This is a genomic window from Enterobacter sp. JUb54 (genome assembly GCF_014298075.1).
GTDB lineage: Bacteria > Pseudomonadota > Gammaproteobacteria > Enterobacterales > Enterobacteriaceae > Klebsiella > Klebsiella lignicola.
The window spans coordinates 1,286,972-1,304,922 of sequence record NZ_CP060418.1 but is presented as its reverse complement, the minus strand read 5'-3'; the positions used below and the strand labels follow the sequence as shown (position 1 = coordinate 1,304,922).

Annotated in this window: 11 protein-coding genes and 1 pseudogene; 6 read left to right on the top strand and 6 right to left on the bottom strand. The window is 56.5% G+C overall.

Translation table 11 applies throughout. The features are described from left to right. Nucleotides 1-554: 554 nt before the first annotated feature. Together HF679_RS05975 and HF679_RS05970 are read left to right on the top strand one after the other, a co-directional pair. A pseudogene (locus HF679_RS05975) lies at nucleotides 555-1,613 on the top strand (FAD-binding oxidoreductase); the annotation flags it as partial. A gap of 116 nt (nucleotides 1,614-1,729) precedes the next feature. Beyond that, nucleotides 1,730-3,007 (top strand): TonB-dependent receptor, encoded by a 1,278-nt coding sequence (locus HF679_RS05970; protein WP_187042711.1) that lies wholly within the window; start codon nucleotides 1,730-1,732, stop codon nucleotides 3,005-3,007. A 73-nt stretch (nucleotides 3,008-3,080) separates the two neighbouring features. Here HF679_RS05970 and HF679_RS05965 read toward each other — a convergent pair whose 3' ends face one another. Next, nucleotides 3,081-3,683 (bottom strand): DJ-1/PfpI family protein, encoded by a 603-nt coding sequence (locus HF679_RS05965; RefSeq protein ID WP_187042710.1) that lies wholly within the window; start codon nucleotides 3,681-3,683, stop codon nucleotides 3,081-3,083. A gap of 567 nt (nucleotides 3,684-4,250) precedes the next feature. On the opposite strand from HF679_RS05965, the gene HF679_RS05960 reads away from it, so the two are divergent. The 4 genes from HF679_RS05960 (at nucleotide 4,251) to HF679_RS05945 (ending at nucleotide 8,406) form a co-directional block, all read left to right on the top strand. Beyond that, nucleotides 4,251-5,276, top strand: a complete 1,026-nt coding sequence (locus tag HF679_RS05960) for an amino acid ABC transporter substrate-binding protein (RefSeq protein WP_123754368.1) — start codon at nucleotides 4,251-4,253, stop codon at nucleotides 5,274-5,276. A gap of 65 nt (nucleotides 5,277-5,341) precedes the next feature. Continuing rightward, nucleotides 5,342-6,520 carry an amino acid ABC transporter permease gene (locus HF679_RS05955; protein ID WP_410003353.1) on the top strand — a complete coding sequence of 393 codons (1,179 nt, stop codon included), beginning with the start codon at nucleotides 5,342-5,344 and terminating at the stop codon, nucleotides 6,518-6,520. A 15-nt stretch (nucleotides 6,521-6,535) separates the two neighbouring features. Then, nucleotides 6,536-7,636, top strand: coding sequence for an amino acid ABC transporter permease (locus tag HF679_RS05950; protein ID WP_410003352.1), 1,101 nt, complete (start codon nucleotides 6,536-6,538; stop codon nucleotides 7,634-7,636). A gap of 8 nt (nucleotides 7,637-7,644) precedes the next feature. Beyond that, the gene (locus HF679_RS05945) at nucleotides 7,645-8,406 is read left to right on the top strand and encodes an amino acid ABC transporter ATP-binding protein (protein WP_123754371.1); all 762 of its coding nucleotides are present in this window, start codon (nucleotides 7,645-7,647) and stop codon (nucleotides 8,404-8,406) included. A 45-nt stretch (nucleotides 8,407-8,451) separates the two neighbouring features. Here the strand turns inward: HF679_RS05945 and HF679_RS05940 are convergent, their stop codons facing one another. Genes HF679_RS05940 through HF679_RS05920 form a run of 5 tightly spaced genes read right to left on the bottom strand, consistent with a single transcriptional unit; the run spans nucleotide 8,452 to nucleotide 17,655 of the window. After that, nucleotides 8,452-9,345 carry a transglutaminase N-terminal domain-containing protein gene (locus tag HF679_RS05940; protein ID WP_187042708.1) on the bottom strand — a complete coding sequence of 298 codons (894 nt, stop codon included), beginning with the start codon at nucleotides 9,343-9,345 and terminating at the stop codon, nucleotides 8,452-8,454. After that, the gene (locus HF679_RS05935; protein WP_123754373.1) at nucleotides 9,342-11,888 is read right to left on the bottom strand and encodes a circularly permuted type 2 ATP-grasp protein; all 2,547 of its coding nucleotides are present in this window, start codon (nucleotides 11,886-11,888) and stop codon (nucleotides 9,342-9,344) included. Before HF679_RS05935 ends, HF679_RS05940 begins: the two co-directional genes overlap by 4 nt. Nucleotides 11,889-11,912: 24 nt before the next feature. Then, nucleotides 11,913-15,257: a DUF2126 domain-containing protein gene (locus HF679_RS05930; protein WP_187042707.1), complete on the bottom strand. Its 3,345-nt coding sequence runs from the start codon at nucleotides 15,255-15,257 to the stop codon at nucleotides 11,913-11,915. Further along, nucleotides 15,254-16,204 carry an alpha-E domain-containing protein gene (locus HF679_RS05925; RefSeq protein ID WP_222618226.1) on the bottom strand — a complete coding sequence of 317 codons (951 nt, stop codon included), beginning with the start codon at nucleotides 16,202-16,204 and terminating at the stop codon, nucleotides 15,254-15,256. The genes HF679_RS05930 and HF679_RS05925 overlap by 4 nt, the downstream gene beginning before the upstream one ends. Next, a complete protein-coding gene (locus HF679_RS05920; RefSeq protein WP_154143857.1) occupies nucleotides 16,201-17,655 on the bottom strand; it encodes a circularly permuted type 2 ATP-grasp protein in 1,455 nt (484 codons plus the stop codon). Before HF679_RS05920 ends, HF679_RS05925 begins: the two co-directional genes overlap by 4 nt. Nucleotides 17,656-17,951 lie beyond the last annotated feature (296 nt).

Genomic DNA, 17,951 nt, shown 5'->3' with positions numbered 1-17,951 from the left:
AGGCTACCGGCGGAGATGGCCAGACTCAGTTTTGTCGTGCCATGAACGAGCTGAATATTACTGGCATCTGTGTCAACACCAGACTTCCCTGCCCTTTACCGCTTATGACCGACTTGTGAATTAGACTTTATGTGAGTCAACAGATTTTGATTGCATGCAAATACAGGTAATGACGTCGGAGCTACACTAGCCCCTCCAGCCATAGTTATGTCCTGTTTTGTAGTGTCGTATTTTTATCTCACGGATAACTTCGTGTGCCTGGCATAAAGTTACGGTGTAACGACTTGCCTGTGAAGTCGATTAGAAAAGCGGCTCCCGCTTTTACCGGTATTCAAGGTTATAAATGACGCTGCTATCCGCCCGCCCGGGACTAACCTGAGTTTCCGTCTGGATATAGCGGGCAAAAATCGGGATGGTCACAGAAGCCATACCATCCAACGGGAAATCTCCGCTAAGCTCAGCGCTGAGATGAATAAAAGACGACTCATCCTGCGCGGTGGCAAGTTGGATCCCGATCCCGCTGGCGTCGTCTGTCCCCGAGCTATCAAGTTTGAGTAAGCGCCCAGGCCGGCATTCGCCTGGCGGACATTGAGGCCGCAACCCGTCCGACAGGATGGGAGTTGCGCTGCATGCCATCAACCTTCCGGTTGGCCAGCTTAGGCGGCCTCTACTGCGGCGGTTTTGGCGGTATCGGCTCCATTAACTACGGCCCACTGGCGGCGCCCGGCAACGTGCTCAGCGTCAAAGTCATGACCGTGGAGGCTTCTCCCCGAGTGCTGACCATTCCGGCGCCGCAGGCGCTGCTGCTGCACCACGCCTACGGCAGTAACGGCATCATCCTTGAAGTCGAACTGGCGCTGGCCCCCACGCACCGCTGGATCGAACGCCTTGACGTGTTTGACGACTTCGCCGACGCCCTGAATTATGCCAACGAGTGCCTCCGTTCTCCCGGATTCGTCAAGCGCCAGCTGGCGCTGCTTGCCGCACCGATCCCGGACTATTTTAGCCACCTCAAGGACCATTATCGTGCCGGGCAGCACGCGGTCATCAGCGTTATCGCCGAGGAGAGTGAAGGCTTCTGCACCGGGCTGGTGCTGAAGCATAAAGGGGAAAATGCCATCCGCCAGAGCGGCGATGAGGCCCGGGAGCGCAATGCCTCATTAATGGAGTACTGCTGGAACCACACCACACTGCATGCGCTGAAAATCGACAATACGCTGACCTATTTACAAACAGCGTTTAATTATCAGAACTTCCCTCAGCAAATTTTGCAGATGGCGCAGCGATTCTCAGGCGAAGTCATCTCGCATATTGAATTCCTGCGTGATAATGATGGCAATATTACCGCCAGCGGCCTGCAACTGGTGCGCTATTCGACCGAAGAGCGGCTAAATGAAATTATGCAGATATTTCGCGATAATGACGTCAAAATTAATAACCCACATGTTTATCAGGTTGAAGATGGCAAGCAGGGAGTTATTCGACCCGACGTTGTCGCCGTCAAAAAATATATCGACCCGGACGGTTTGCTTAATCCAGGCAAGCTACGAGGCTGGGCCCAGCGCGACCAGCTAGCCTTAGACAGTAACCCCTTGTCCTTACACGATAAATAAAGCCCCGAGCCTTACTGGCCGCCCTACAAAATAAAAACACGATGGTATCACCTGCCATTTTTATGGCAGGTATTTTTCTTCCCAAAATTGAAGTGATATTTAACAGGGTGATCTCAATGAAAAGCAAAACCATGACTCGTGGACTAACGTTGGCTGCGTTACTCATTTCCCAGGGGATATTGATCCAGGCCGGCCACGCCACAATTTCCTTAACCACGGACTGTAAATCCAGCGTCGCCAGTTCACTCACCGAATTCTTTACCTGCGGTAGCGTCAGCGGCAGCCTGCGCATATTATATTATTCAACCCATAACGCCTATTTTGTTTCGGGCCTATCGCAGGACACGGTCAGCTACGGCGGCAGCGTAAAATATGCCACGGCGGAATATTATGGCGTCAGCCTCGGCGTCAGCGGCATTCTGCAGCGTGGGATTTCCCATAACGATGACCATCTGGTTAGCGAACTCGGCCCCAATCAAACCGGCATCGGCGAAGCCTGGCTCAGCTGGCATGACGATGGGTTCAGGATCACCGCCGGCGACCAGCGGATTAATATTCCTTTTATCGGCGACTATGACTGGCGCATTACGCCAATACTTTTCCGGGCGATTGATGCCAGCTATGGCGATAGCGACAATTTCCTGCATGCCACCAAAATCACCCGCTATAAACCCTGGGGCGACGACCAGTTTCTGGATACCACCGCGTATACCGACATCGAGCAAAGCACCAACGGGATGTGGGGCGTCGGTGGCGGGAAGTCCATCGCGTTTGGCGATCGCAAAGTTAACGCCCAGATGTGGTACGAAGACTATGACGACTATACGCGGATCGTCTATGCCGACAGTTTTCTCTCGTGGAATGAATATGCCACTGAGCCAAAAATCGGTCTCCAGTTCATTCGCGGGCTGAGCGAAGGTAAAGCGCTGGCCGGCGAGGTAAACAGCACCAGCTATGGCGCGCAGTTCAGTATGAAACTCGCTCCGTCTCTGGCGTGGACGCTGAATTATAACCACATCTCCGCCAACGGTAATGCTTATGGCAACGGCGCCCTGGTGACGCCGTACGCGCACAATACCTCTTCCGGTCCCTACTTCGCTCAGCCCTTCTTTACCAGCACGCAGGATCTGGGCAGCGGCAACGCCTACTCCACCGCTCTGAACTGGGCCGCCACCGAGCAGGTTTCCCTCGGCAGCCGCTACTCGTTTATGGATTTAACCCCCACGCCAGGCGCTTCCAGCAGCAACCAGTCTGAATATCTGGTCTACGGCACCTACCGTTTCACAGGACTGCTGAACGGGCTGAGTCTGACGGACTTTGCCGGCGTACAGACCAACTCCACCTCGGCTAAAAATTTCTGGCAAAACCGTCTCGCGTTACAGTATGACTTTTAAGCCTCTGGCAACCACGCAAGCCGAGGGGACCGATAATGCGCCTGCGGGCGCATCTTCGGTTTTTTTTAACACCTCATCCCCCCGCGGTATTCTCGGTCCAGTCAAACGCCAGCTGTTTCGCGGTCCGTTCCGCCAGTGCTCTGTCCGCCAGGCGTTCAACTAAATGCAGGCACATATCAATCCCCGCCGAGATCCCCGCCGAAGAGACAATCTTCCCCTCATCAACCCAACGCAGGCCCTCTTTTACGACTAGCTGCGGGAACATGGCGCGCAGCTCGGCGATATCCTCCCAATGGGTGGTGGCCGATTTATCCGTCAACATACCGGCCTTCGCGAGTAAAAACGCGCCCGTGCACACCGAAGCGGTGATCGTCGTGGTTAAGGACTGCTGGCGGATCCAGGCGATGACGGCGTCCTTTTTCAGCTCTGCATCAACAACGCCTCCGGGAATGATCAGGCAGTCGATTGGCGGGTGGTTGTCGATTGTCACTTCCGGGGTTAGCTTCAGGCCGGCGCGTGCATGGATGGTGTCCTGCGTTTCGCCGATCGTAAAGACGTTAAACAGTGCCGGCTCTCCCCGATGCACCCGGGAGGCACAGGTAAAGACCTCATAAGGCCCGGCAAAATCGAGCACTTCAACATTATCGAAAATATATATCCCCACGTTTACTGCCATAAATTCACTCCCTCGGCGGTGCAAAATAAACAGCGAAATCGCTTTTTTAAACCCGATCAACATTACCCTGTTTTATTTTTTCTACCAAAATACAGAAATCGAATGATGCCCGAATGAAACAGTTGTCGTCATATGCTGGCGATAGTTGCATCACATAGTGTGCGGTCTTTCCTGTGCATCTCTTCCGCCCGTGGGCGATCCCTTCCCTCTTCCCGCAAACCGAAAGCGCTCAAGGCCGCAACAGGCAGGATCCAACGCCGTCGCGATCGTCAAGACAACATTTCGGTAGCTGCTCTGCCTGGGTGCACGCCGTGCTTTGTTTTTGTGAAACTCTTGCACCTTTTTTGACGCTAACGGCTCGTATTGTTCCTTTTTGGTGCTCGGGAATATCCGTCACTTTCTAGGTACTTCAGTCGATAAATAAATATTTCCATATGTTTCATCAAGATAAAAAGATGGCATCAAAATTGCCTTTATCGACGTGGCAGACCGACACAGTAAAAAAAACGTACGGTTAAATGCACACACAACCACATAACAACACGATTTCTCCATACAGGATGCTTTATGAAAAAAATGATGCTCTCTACTCTGGTTGCCGCCGCGTCTCTGTTCGCTGTCGCGCAGCAAGCGCATGCTGGCACCACGTTGGATGCAATTAAGAAAAAAGGGTTTGTTCAGTGCGGTATCAGTGATGGTTTGCCGGGCTTCTCTTATGCCGATGCGAGCGGCAAATTCACCGGTATTGATGTCGATCTGTGCCGGGCGACGGCCGCCGCGGTGTTTGGCGACGCCAGCAAGGTCAAATACACTCCGCTGACGGCCAAAGAGCGCTTCACCGCCCTGCAATCCGGCGAAGTGGACATTCTGTCCCGCAATACCACCTGGACGTCGTCACGTGATGGCGGGATGGGATTCTTGTTCGCCGGGGTCAACTATTATGACGGGATCGGCTTCCTGACCCACCAAAAAGCCGGCCTCAAAAGCGCGAAAGAGCTGGATGGCGCCACCGTCTGTATTCAGGCCGGGACGGATACCGAGCTGAACGTAGCGGATTACTTCAAAGCCAACAAAATGCAATACACCCCGGTGACCTTCGACCGTTCTGACGAATCCGCGAAAGCCCTCGACAGCGGCCGTTGCGATACCCTGGCTTCTGACCAGTCTCAGCTGTATGCGCTGCGTATTAAGCTCGGCAAACCGGATGAGTTTATCGTGCTGCCGGAAGTGATTTCGAAAGAACCGCTGGGCCCGGTGGTCCGCCGTGGTGATGACGACTGGTTCACCATCGTCAAATGGTCGCTGTACGCCATGCTGAACGCCGAAGAAATGGGGATCACCTCGGCAAACGTCGAGCAGATGGCGGCGAAACCGTCCAACCCGGACATCGCGCACCTGCTGGGCGCGGAAGGTGACTTCGGCAAAGACCTCAAGCTCGACAACAAATGGGCGTTCAACATTATCAAACAGGTCGGTAACTACCAGGAAAGCTTTGACCGCAACGTGGGTAAAGACAGCGCGCTGAAAATCGCACGTGGCCAGAATGCGCTCTGGAACCAGGGCGGCATCCAGTACGCACCGCCGGTACGTTAATTCTGTTTCCAGTCGGGTACCGCACCCTGCGGTACCCAATGCGCTTTTTTGATTGAGGTTTCATCATGTCTCAACGCCCAACCGTAAAAAGGGATTTTTCGTTCGGTAATCCTACGGTTCGCGCCTGGCTTTACCAGATAGCCGCCATTGTGGCCGTCTTTGTTGTCGTGGGGTATCTGATCCATAACACGGTGATCAACCTGGCCAACCGCGGTATTACCTCCGGTTTTGGTTTTCTTGATCGTAGTGCCGGGTTCGGCATCGTCCAGCACCTGATTGATTACTCGGAAGGCGATACCTACGCGCGGGTATTCCTCGTGGGGTTAACCAACACCCTGCTGGTTTCCGCGTTGTGTATTGTTTTCGCCTCGGTACTCGGGTTTTTTATCGGCCTGGCGCGCCTGTCGGATAACTGGCTGCTGCGCAAGCTCTCGACTATCTATATTGAAACCTTCCGTAATATCCCGCCGTTGCTGCAAATATTCTTCTGGTATTTCGCGGTGCTGCGTAATTTACCCGGCCCGCGAGAAGCACTGAGCGCCTTCGACCTGGCCTTTGTCAGCAACCGCGGGCTGTACATCCCCTGGCCTACCTGGGCCCCCGGCAGCTGGCCGTTCGTGATTGCCCTTGGACTGGCGATCGCCGGTAGCATCGGCCTGCGCCATTACAACCGTCAACATCAGTTGAAGACCGGGCAGATGCGCCGGACCTGGCCGCTGGCCGCCGGGATGATTATCGTCTTTCCGCTGGTCGCCCATCTGCTGTTTGGTGCCGCCACCCACTGGGATGTCCCGCAGCTGCGCGGCTTCAACTTCCGCGGCGGCTTCGTGATGATCCCGGAGCTGGCGTCGCTGACGCTGGCGCTGTCGATCTACACCTCATCGTTTATTGCCGAAGTGATCCGCTCAGGCATTCAGTCGGTTCCTCACGGGCAAAGTGAAGCGGCCCGTTCGTTAGGCTTGCCGAACCCCGTGACCATGCGTCAGGTGATCATCCCGCAGGCGATGCGGGTCATCATTCCGCCGCTGACCAGTCAGTACCTCAACATTGTGAAAAACTCCTCACTGGCGGCGGCAATCGGCTACCCGGATATGGTCTCGCTGTTTGCCGGTACGGTACTGAATCAGACCGGTCAGGCAATCGAAACCATTGCCATCACCATGGCGGTGTACCTGATTATCAGTCTGCTGATTTCGCTGCTGATGAACCTCTACAACCGCAAAATCGCGCTGGTTGAGCGTTAAGAGAACGGAATGACTATGTCTGTGACCACACATGAAACACCGCCAGTGCCGACCAACCCGGCAAGTAAAGCCTGGGCCTGGGCACGTAAAAACCTGCTCTCCAGCTGGACCAACGCCCTGCTAACCCTGCTGTGCCTGTGGATTATCTGGAGCGTTATTCCACCCGCGCTGAACTGGCTGGTCTTCCAGGCCAACTGGCTGGGAACCACCCGCGCCGACTGTACCAAAGAAGGCGCCTGCTGGGTGTTTGTCCATGCCCGCTTTGGCCAGTTTATGTATGGCCTGTACCCGCATGAACTGCGCTGGCGCATCAACCTCGCGCTGGTCATTGGTCTGCTGTCCATCATTCCGATGTTCATCAAATCGATGCCGCGCCGGGGCCGCTATATCGCCTGCTGGGCGGTGGCCTATCCGCTGGTGGTCTGGTTCCTGATGTACGGCGGTTTCTTCGGCCTCGAGCGCGTCGAGACCCGCCAGTGGGGCGGCCTGACGCTGACGCTGATTATCGCCTCTGTCGGGATTGCCGGGGCCTTGCCGCTGGGGATTTTGCTGGCGCTGGGGCGACGCTCAACCATGCCGGTGGTGCGCACCCTGTCGGTGATTTTTATCGAGTTCTGGCGAGGCGTGCCGTTGATCACCGTGCTGTTTATGTCATCGGTGATGCTGCCGCTGTTTATGGCCGAAGGAACCACCATCGATAAGCTGGTGCGTGCCCTGGTCGGGGTGATCCTGTTCCAGTCGGCCTATGTTGCCGAAGTGGTGCGCGGCGGTCTGCAGGCGCTCCCGAAAGGACAATATGAGGCGGCGGAATCGCTGGCGCTGGGCTACTGGAAAACCCAGATGCTGGTCATCCTCCCCCAGGCGCTGAAGCTCACCATCCCCGGGCTGGTCAACACCATTATTGCGCTGTTCAAAGATACCAGCCTGGTGATCATCATCGGCCTGTTCGATCTGTTCAGTAGCGTACAGCAGGCCACGGTTGACCCCACCTGGCTGGGGATGTCGACAGAGGGCTATGTTTTTGCCGCCATGGTCTACTGGATTTTCTGTTTTAGCATGTCGCGCTATAGCCAGTATCTGGAAAAGCGCTTTCACACCGGGCGTAAATCGCACTGAGGTTTTACATGACACACACAATGACTAATTCTGCTGACGCAATGATGATTTCGCTCGAAAATGTGAATAAATGGTACGGCCAGTTTCACGTATTAAAAGATATCAACCTGCAGGTGAAACCGCGCGAGCGCATTGTACTTTGCGGGCCTTCAGGCTCGGGTAAATCGACCACCATCCGCTGCATCAACCACCTGGAAGAACACCAGCAAGGGCGTATCGTCGTTGATGGTATTCATCTCAACGATGATGTCCGCAACATCGAGCGCGTTCGTACCGAAGTCGGCATGGTATTCCAGCACTTTAACCTTTTCCCCCACCTGACCGTATTGCAGAACTGCACCCTGGCGCCGACCTGGGTGCGCAAGATGCCGACCAAAGAAGCAGAAGCCCTGGCCATGCACTATCTGCAGCGCGTCCGTATTGCCGAACATGCGCATAAGTTCCCAGGGCAGCTCTCCGGGGGCCAGCAGCAGCGCGTGGCGATTGCCCGCTCTCTCTGCATGAAGCCCAAAATCATGTTGTTTGATGAGCCAACCTCCGCGCTGGATCCGGAGATGGTCAAAGAGGTGCTCGATACCATGATTGGCCTGGCGGAAGATGGCATGACCATGCTATGCGTCACTCATGAAATGGGCTTTGCCCGCACGGTGGCGGATCGGGTGATCTTTATGGACCGCGGTGAAATTGTCGAACAGGCGCCGCCGCAGGAGTTCTTCTCCAACCCGAAATCAGAACGTACCCGGGCGTTCCTGTCGCAGGTAATACACTAAACCAGCTTGCAACTCGCCCCTCTGTATTAAGGGGCGCAGTTTTATTCAGCCAGCAGACTCCTGACGCTGGACATCTACCGCCACTTCCAGCGCCAGCGTTGCCCCGCCATCGAAAATCACCCCCTGGAGCGGCGTGACATCGGCATAATCCCGGCCCCACGCGGTTACAATATGTTGCCCCTGCGGCATGAGATCGTTGGTCGGATCGAACTCCAGCCAGCCTCTGTCAGGGATAAAAATGGCGAACCAGGCATGTGACGCATCGGTCCCGACCAGTTTTTCCTGCCCCTCTGGCGGCAGGGTTTCAATATAGCCGCTGATATAACGCGCGGGTAAGCCGACGGAACGCAGGCAGGCGATCGCCAGATGGGCAAAATCCTGGCAGACGCCGCGCCTCTCCTCTAAGACCTGTTCGGGCGGCGTGGTAACGCTGGTCGCCACCGGGTCGAAAGTAAACCCGGTAAAAATGCGATGAGTCAACGCCATTGCCGCCTGCAGCACCGGGGCATCGTCGTGGAACAGATCCGCCGCATAGCTGGCCAGCCGTTCTGAACGACGGATTAACCCGGAATCCAGCACATACTCTTTCGCCATGCGCAGGTCCGCCGTTGGGCAGGCGTGCAGCAGGTATCGATATTCGCCGCAGGTCAGCGCGTGGCTCTGCAGCAGATCCGCGTGGTGGATTTCGTCAATCTCAAACTCACTTTCCATCTCAATGGTCAGCGTGTCGTGCGGCACCTGAATCGAGAAATAAAAGGTCTGGTTGCCGAAATAATCACACCCCTCGTTCTGATAAACCGGCATCGGCGTGACGGTGATCCGACGCTGTAAACAGCGCTGGCTGGCGGTGTTGCGCGGCAACAGGTGCGTCATGTTGTAGCATAACGTCACCGGCGAATTGTACTGGTACCTGGTAAGGTGTCGTACCCGATATTTCATAGATCAGTCTTCCACTGCGCGTTAATCAGTTGCTGCGGCCCGTCGGCGTGATCGAAATACTTGTCGCTCAACAAGGTGGTGAATTGCTCCAGCTGACTGATTATCTGGGTCATCAGGGCATCCAGCTGCAAACGCTCACCGCTGGTTTCATCGACCTGTGCCAGCACTTCCACTTCAGCCAGCTGAATATCCGTCAGGGATTTAATGATCGGCCGCAGATCTGACGTCAGGCTGGAGGTCTGGGCCTCCTGGCGCGGCAGATCGAGGAGATATTTGCGCAGACGATCGACCTGATAAATCAACGAACGCGGGTTCGTCCCGTCCAGCATGAGTAAGTCCAGACCAGAAATGATATTCATCTGCCCCCGGTAGCGACGGCGGAAAGAAATCAGCGCCTCAACGCTCATCAGCACCGACTCCAGAATTTGCTGTTGCTGTAGACCCGGCACCGCGGGGGTCAGCGTGTGCTTCAGCAGAATGGCGGTCAGGCGCGCCCGCTCGGCACGCCGGCCAATCTCCTGGAACCGCCAGTCCATCCCGCGCAGCATGCTTTCATGATTCAGCCCGGATAACGCCAGCAATGAGGTCACCAGATTATCCAGCGACTCTTCCGGCAGCTCCGGCAGCCCGTCCTGATAGGCAACCTCTACGGTGCGAATATAATCGCGTAATTCATTGATAATGATCCGCGTATCGGCCGAGAGCATCTCTTTGACCTGCTCGCCGCAGGCCAGCATATTGAGGATATTAAACTTGATGGAGCCGGTGCGTTGACCATCGCAAACCAGCGACGCGAGTTCATGATTGAGGTCGTCGGGGGCGTCGCTTTCTGGCACCGTTCCGGTCAGCGCAGATAACGCCGCCAGCAGAATGTCGCGGCTTTCAGGCATAAAATACTCCACGCCGTTGAGCTGCTTGAACAGAATACGGATCAGGCGCAGGCTCATCTCCGCGCGCTCCGCATAGCGGCCAAACCAGAACAGGTTTTCGATCACCCGGCTCGGCAGATTCCCCTCATCGCGAGGCAGAGAGTCCGCCAGCGTCGGCTGCACGGTATCCACGCTTTCCCCGAGTATCCACGTATCTTTACTGCGCGCGCCGGACAGATCGCTGACGATAAACGCCCCAGCTGACTCGGCGACTCGCGACAGGGTTCCGGGCATCACGCAGTACCCTTCCTCGGTGGCGACGGTGAACCCGCGGAAAATCGTCGGGCGATACTCAATGCGCTGATTATCCCAGACCGGAACCTGCGATCCCGGAACATAGGCCTGAGCCACGTAATCGTGCGGACGGGCAGAGATCTGCTGAATAATCTGCTGGCGGCTATCCGCATCGAGGCAATGGCCGTAGATACTTTTGCTGTCAAAACTGCGGTAAGCCGGTTTGATGATCAGCTGCTCAAGGTGGCTAATTACAAAATCGCGGTCTTCCGCCCGTCCGCACCACCAGGTTTGCACCGTGGGGATCGATAGCGGTTCACCAAGCAGATACTGGCTGATGTCCGCGAGGAATGCCAGCAGGGCCGGCGCTTCAAGCACCCCCGAGCCCAGCGGGTTTGCCAGCACCACGTTACCGTTGCGCACCACTTCCAGCAGCCCCGGCACCCCCAGTCGCGAATCGGCGCGCAGTTCCGTCTGGTCGCAGTAAGCATCATCCATCCGCCGCAAAATCACATCGACTTCCGACAGGCCATTCAGGGACTTCAGCCAGACCCTGCCGTTACGCACCGTCAGGTCGCCGCCCTGCACCAGCTGGAAACCGAGATAGTTCGCCAGATAGGCATGTTCAAAATAGGTGCTGCTGTAGGCGCCGGGCGTCAGAACCACAATGCGCGGGGTATCGGTTTTATGGCTGGCGAGGCTCGCCAGGGTATGGCGTAGCGCATGAAAGAACCCGGACAGCCGCCGCACATGGCTGGTGCGAAACAGCGAGGGCAGCACGCGGGAAACGGCGATACGGTTTTCCAGAACGTAGCCGGTGCCGCTCGGCGCCTGGGTGCGATCGCCAATGGCCACAAACTGACCATCGCCACCGCGCACTACATCGACCGCGTGGAAAATCAAATTGTGCGCCCCCGGCAGGCGGATGCCGTGGCACTGGCGCAGAAAGCCAGGGTGAGAAAAGATAATTTCCGACGGGATAATCCCGTCTTTCAGTAACCGCTGTTCGCCATAGAGATCTTTCAGCATCAGATCGAACAGCCGTGAACGCTGTGCCAGCCCGCGTTCCACGCTGGACCACTCCTCTTCCGCCAGCAGCGTCGGGATGATATCCAGCGCCCAGACGTTGGGCGACAGCGGATCGCCATTGAGGTTATAGGTCGCGCCATCATCGCGCAAAATACGCTGGGCCTGGCGAAGACGGTTTTCCATCCCCTCCACGCCCATCTCGCTGACGCTGTTAATCACTTCCGCCCAGTGCGGGCGGAGGGTGTTCGTCAGATCGCAGGCTTCGTTATAGATGGCTGTCGGCACATTCCCGACAGAGAAAGAGGCCGGCTCACAGGCCGGCGCGCTTGATTCAGAAAAAGAAGCTGTCATGTATGCTGATTACCCGGCTCAAAACTAAATCCTAGTAGACTTCCTGCGAAGGTCCAACGTATGCGGGTATTCGTCGCCAGGCTCTTCCGCAGGCGGAGCCATCGGGCGTGGAACCTGTTCGTGCTCATAGAATGTCCTGAGCGCGCTGAAGGCCGGCGGAGGGATCAACGCCCCCTGGGTGAAGCCATGATCCCAGAAGCGATTGACCCGCCGGGCCTCGGCTTCATTGCTGTTAACCGGCCGCGTGTCGTAATTACGCCCGCCAGGATGGCTGACGCGATAGCTACAGCCGCCAATGGAAAGCCCGTTCCAGGTATCGATCAAATCAAACACCAGCGGCGTATTGACCCCCAGCGTTGGATGCAGCGCCGACGGCGGCGCCCAGGCGCGATAACGAACCGCCCCCACCATCTCCCCTTGCCTGCCGGTCGCCCGCAGCGGCACGCGGCGGCCGTTGCACGCCAGCACGTAGCGACCTTCGGTCAACCCCGACAGGCGTACCTGAATGCGTTCGACGGAGGAATCCACGTAGCGCGAGGTTCCGGACAGCGTCACTTCTTCGCCCAGCACGTGCCACGGCTCGATGGCCCAGCGAAGCTCCAGCTCGATATCATCAATTTGCTGGCGCCCATAATGCGGGAAACGGAACTCTTCAAACGGCAACAGCCACGCCAGCCTGAACGGATAGCCATGCCGCTGCAGGTCATCCACCACCTCTTTGACGTCCTGCCAGACGTAATGCGGCAGCATAAACTTATCGTGCAGCTGGGTGCCCCACCGGACCAGCGGCTTGTGATACGGCTCGTTCCAGAAACGCGCTACCAGACAGCGGAGCAGCAGCAATTGCACCAGCGACATGCGGGAGTGCGGCGGCATTTCGAAGCCGCGGAACTCCAGCAGCCCCAGACGGCCGCTACTGCTGCCCGCGGCGTACAGTTTATCGATGCAAAACTCTGAGCGATGGGTATTCCCGGTGACGTCCACCAGCAGGTTGCGCATCAGCCGGTCCACCAGCCATGGCGTATCAACCAGCCCTTCCGGCATATTCTGGAAGGCGATCTCCATTTCATAGAGCACTTCATCGCGCCCTTCGTCCGGACGCGGCGCCTGGCTGGTGGGGCCAATAAACATCCCGGAAAATAAGTACGACAGGCCGGGATGATGCTGCCAGTAGGTCACCAGGCTGCGCAGTAGATCGGGACGCCGCAGCACCGGGCTGTCTGCCGGGGTCACGCCCCCCAGGGTCACGTGGTTACCGCCTCCGGTACCGGTGTGACGCCCATCCAGCATAAACTTCTCGGCCCCCAATCGGGTCTGGTGCGCCTGCTCGTACAGCGTTTCGATATGATGAACCAGCTCATCCCAGTGGCTTGCCGGGTGAATATTGACCTCGATAACCCCGGGATCGGGGGTTAACAGCAGCTTCTGCAAGCGCGGATCTTTCGGTGGCTCATAACCTTCAATCACCACCGGGAGTTGCAACGCGCTGGCCGTCGCCTCGACGGCGTGGATCAGGGCGACATAATTTTCCAGATGAGTGACCGGCGGCAGGAACAGATGGAGCTTGCCCTCGCGCGGTTCGAGGCACAGCGCGGTGCGGACTACGCTCTGGCTGCCGTTAGCCGTCGGTTTTTGTTGCTGTAGGGCCTGCCGGGCAACGGGGGTATCCGCCGCGTCCCCCAGCGCAAAGAGCGGCAGCGGCTCGCGCGGCTCGAAGGGATCGCGGTCGATAACCCGCTCATCTTCGGTGAGTGCCGGCAGTGAATTAAGCGGCAGACGGTAGCCCATGGCGCTGTCTCCGGGGATCAGCGTAATCAGCCCGCCGCGCATCGGCCAGGCGCTGCTCCGCCACTGCTGGCCCACAAACTCAACGGGCAGAATGTAGCCCGTCGCGCTTTCCATCCCGCGGCTCAGTAGACTGGCGAGCCGTCGCCGTTCAAGGTCATCATCAAGCTTCGCCTTCCTCGGGTCGGCCCCTTCCGGCAGCCCGCGTTCCAGCCACAGATAGTAGAGCGTATCTTCATACGCGGGTTGCAGATAGCCGTTATCGACGCCAAGCTGCCGACATAGCGCCTGACCAAAGCGCTGCGCATCAGCAATGTCGTGACCGTAATCTTGATCGACGCGGGCCAGCAGTTCCGGATCGTGCCACAGCGCCTCGCCGTCGGTGCGCCAGAAGCATCCCAGCGCCCAGCGCGGGACTTCCTCTCCCGGATACCACTTGCCCTGACCGTAGTGCAGCAGCCCCCCATGACTGAACTGCGCTTTTAGCCGCAGCAGCAGATCTTTGGCGAGACGTAATTTGTCCTTACCCAGCGCCTCGGTATTCCACTGTGCAGAATCCATATCGTCGATGGAGATAAATGTCGGCTCGCCCCCCATGGTCAGGCGCACATCGTTGGCCTGCAGCTCAACGTCAACGGCGCGTCCCAGCGCATTAATGTTCTGCCATTCATCTTCGCTGTAAGGCCGCGTGACTCGCGGATCTTCATGAATGCGCGTGACAATGTTGGTATAGCTGAATTCACATTCGCACGGGTCGGTTGCGCCGGTAATCGGGGCTGCAGACTGCGGGTCGGCCGTACAGGCTAAAGGAATATGCCCTTCGCCAGCGAACAGGCCGCTGGTCGGATCCAGCCCCACCCAGCCGGCGCCGGGAAGATAGACTTCACACCAGGCGTGCAGATCGGTGAAATCCTGTTCCGGGCCTGACGGACCGTCGAGCGCTTTGACATCGGCGGTCAGCTGCACCAGATAGCCGGAGGCAAAGCGCGCAGCCAGCCCCAGATGACGCAGTATCTGCACCAGCAGCCACGAGGTATCTCTGCACGAGCCTTTTTGCAACATCAGGGTTTCCTGACAGCTTTGCACCCCCGGCTCCAGGCGAATGCCATAGGCAATTTCGTTGGCCAGCCGGCTGTTGAGCTGTACCAGGAAGGTCACGATGGGCACCATTTCCTCGCAATCAACGCTGTCCAGCCACGCGTCCAGTTCAGGGCTCTGCTCGGTTATCTTCAGATACGGCGCGAGTTCTTCCTGCATCAAGGCATCATACGCAAAGGGAAAATACTCGGCATACTCTTCAATAAAGAAGTCGAACGGGTTGATCACGGTCATGTCCGCGATCACCTCCACCGCAAACTCCAGCCGTTTCATCTTTTCAGGAAACACCAGCCGCGCCTGATAGTTACCGAACGGATCCTGCTGCCAGTTAATAAAGTGGTCTTCGGGCGTCACTTTCAGCGAGTAGCCATGAATATGGGTACGTGAATGGGGCGCTGGCCGCAGGCGCAAAATATGCGGCGCTACGTTGATCAAACGATCGAACTCGTACGTCGTAGTATGTTGAATCGCAACCCGGATGGTCATACGGCATCCCCTTGCAGGAAATGAAACCAGTTATCGGTAATCAGGTGATGAAGCGCGATCAGGCTAAGCTGAACCTCATTGAGATACAGGCTGAATTCGCGGTTCAGATCGTGTGAATTATCGACGCCCCGGGTTGCAAGCAGAAGACTGTCGATGTGATCGGAAACGGCCGACGCCCGCGGCAGTTCAGCGGCGGCCAGCTTGATTTGCTGCAGGCAATAGCGCTGCGAACGGGGGAAATGCCCATCGGTGAGCAGCAGCGTCACCACCAGCGAGCCTTTAATCGAACAGCGCATCACCCGGCGAAAGCTGAGATAGGCGCTTTGCGATTTGAGCACCTTAGACCACACCACCTGGCCTAGCTTGATGCTCTCTTCTTCACGCGCCTGCATCATCAGCGAGTTCGCGGCGTCCAGAATGCGGGTGTTCATATCGGCGCGCTCCAGATAGCGCCCCATATTGAGAAAATGCCAGCCGGCATCGCGGCTCATCGACCCGGTCAGCAGACCGATAATTTTCTGGCAGCCTTCAATTACGGTATTGAGATAGGTATGCCGTTCAGAGCGGTTGATCCCCTGGCGGATATTCTGTCTGGCGTAGAGATCCAGTTCATTAATCAGCTCCCACATTTCGCCCGGCACCACATCGCGGCTGGTCCGGATATTTTCACGCACCATTTTTAATGACGACAGCAGCGAGTCGGGGTTGCTCTCGTCGGCCAGCAGAAACTTCAGCACATTGCGCTCGTCTTTAATCTTATAGCGCTGGCTGAACAAGGCGACGCCGCTGTTAATTTCGATCAGGTTATACCAGGAAACGGCGATATCGCGTGGCAGATCGTAAAGCAGGTCGTCATACACGCTGACTAACCGTGCGATATTCTCCACACGTTCCAGATAACGCGCGCTCCAGTACAGGCGCGCCGCAACTCTTGATAGCATGTTCATTTGCGTTTGCTCTCCACGATCCAGGTATCCTTGCTGCCGCCGCCCTGCGATGAGTTCACCACCAACGAGCCTTTTTTCATCGCCACCCGCGTCAGGCCGCCGGTCGTCACGTAGGTCTCTTTGCTTTGCAAAATAAACGGGCGTAAATCAAGGTGGCGCGGCTCGAGATAATCTTTGGCAATGAGCGCCGGTGCGGTGGAGAGCTTCAGCGTCGGCTGAGCAATATAATTTCGCGGATTTTGCTGGATCAGTTCGGCAAACATCTGCTGCTCTTTTTTGGTCGAGTGCGGCCCGACCAGCATGCCGTAACCGCCGGATTCGTTGGCCGGTTTGACCACCAGCTTATCCAGATTCTGCAGAACGTACTCGCGGTGGTCATCATTCTGGCAGAGGAAGGTTTCGACATTCGGGAGAATCGGCTCTTCGTCGAGATAGTAACGGATCAGGGCCGGGACATACGCATAGACCACCTTGTCATCCGCCACCCCGGCGCCAGGCGCGTTAGCCAGCGCCACGTTTCCGGCTTTCCAGGCCCGCATCAGGCCAGGCACGCCCAGTACCGACTCAGGATGGAAGACTTCCGGGTCGAGGAACATATCGTCAATGCGCCGGTAAATAACGTCCACCCGCTCTGGACCGTAGATCGTTTTGGTGTAGACGCAGTCGTCGTCGCCGACAAACAGATCGGCGCCCTCTACAAGTTCAACCCCCATTTGCTGGGCCAGGAAGGCATGCTCGAAGTAGGCGGAATTATAAATCCCCGGCGTCAGCACCACGATTTCCGGGCGTTCAATCTGCCGCGGCGACAGGGCCGTCAGGGTTTCCAGCAGCTGCGCCGGATAGGCGTCAATCGGTTTGATATCGTCACTTTCAAACAGTTCCGGCAGGACGCGCTTGGTAATGGCGCGGTTTTCCAGCATATAGGAGACGCCGGAGGGAACCCGCAGGTTATCTTCCAGGACGTAGAACTGCCCGGTTTCATCCCGAACTAAATCGGTGCCGCAAATATGCGCCCATACGCCATACGGCGGCGACATGCCGACACACTCGGGACGGAAATTTTTCGATTCCTTAATGATATATTCGGGAATGATGCCGTCTTTGATACACAGTTGTTCGTTGTAGAGGTCATTGATAAAGCGGTTCAGGGCGGTAAGACGCTGCTTGAGGCCGGTTTCGGCTATCGCCCAGTCCTTGGCATCAATGGTGCGGGGAATAATATCGAATGGCCAGATCCTGTCGATATTGCCTTTATCGGTATACACCGTGAAACTGATGCCCATTTCCTGAATTGTCGCCTCCGCCGTCAGACGACGCTTTTCCAGTTCGTCCGGCGGCAGTGAATCAAGGCATTGGATCAATCGCTGTGCGGAAAGGCGGGGATTCCCCTCATGGTCGATCAGCTCGTCGAAATAGACATCGGCTTCGTAGTTTTTTATGAGTTTATGCATCAGCATTGTTCCTTGTTAAATAGCCGATCGTGGCAATAGTTACTTCACCTACACGAAACCCGCCCCCTTTCATTTACCCGAAATAGTGAATACCGTTATCGTTACGCTTACAAAGATAAGCATAAAGCATGCCATTGATTATCATGTTTACTATCAATGACATAAAAACATCGCTGTCGTCTTGTTCACGGACGAACTGCATCATCATGATGCAGGGAAATTTCAGTGGGGCACCAAAATAAGATAGTGCTGTGGGTTCTGACGGATGGCCTGAATTTTCCGTTGCGGAGAATATT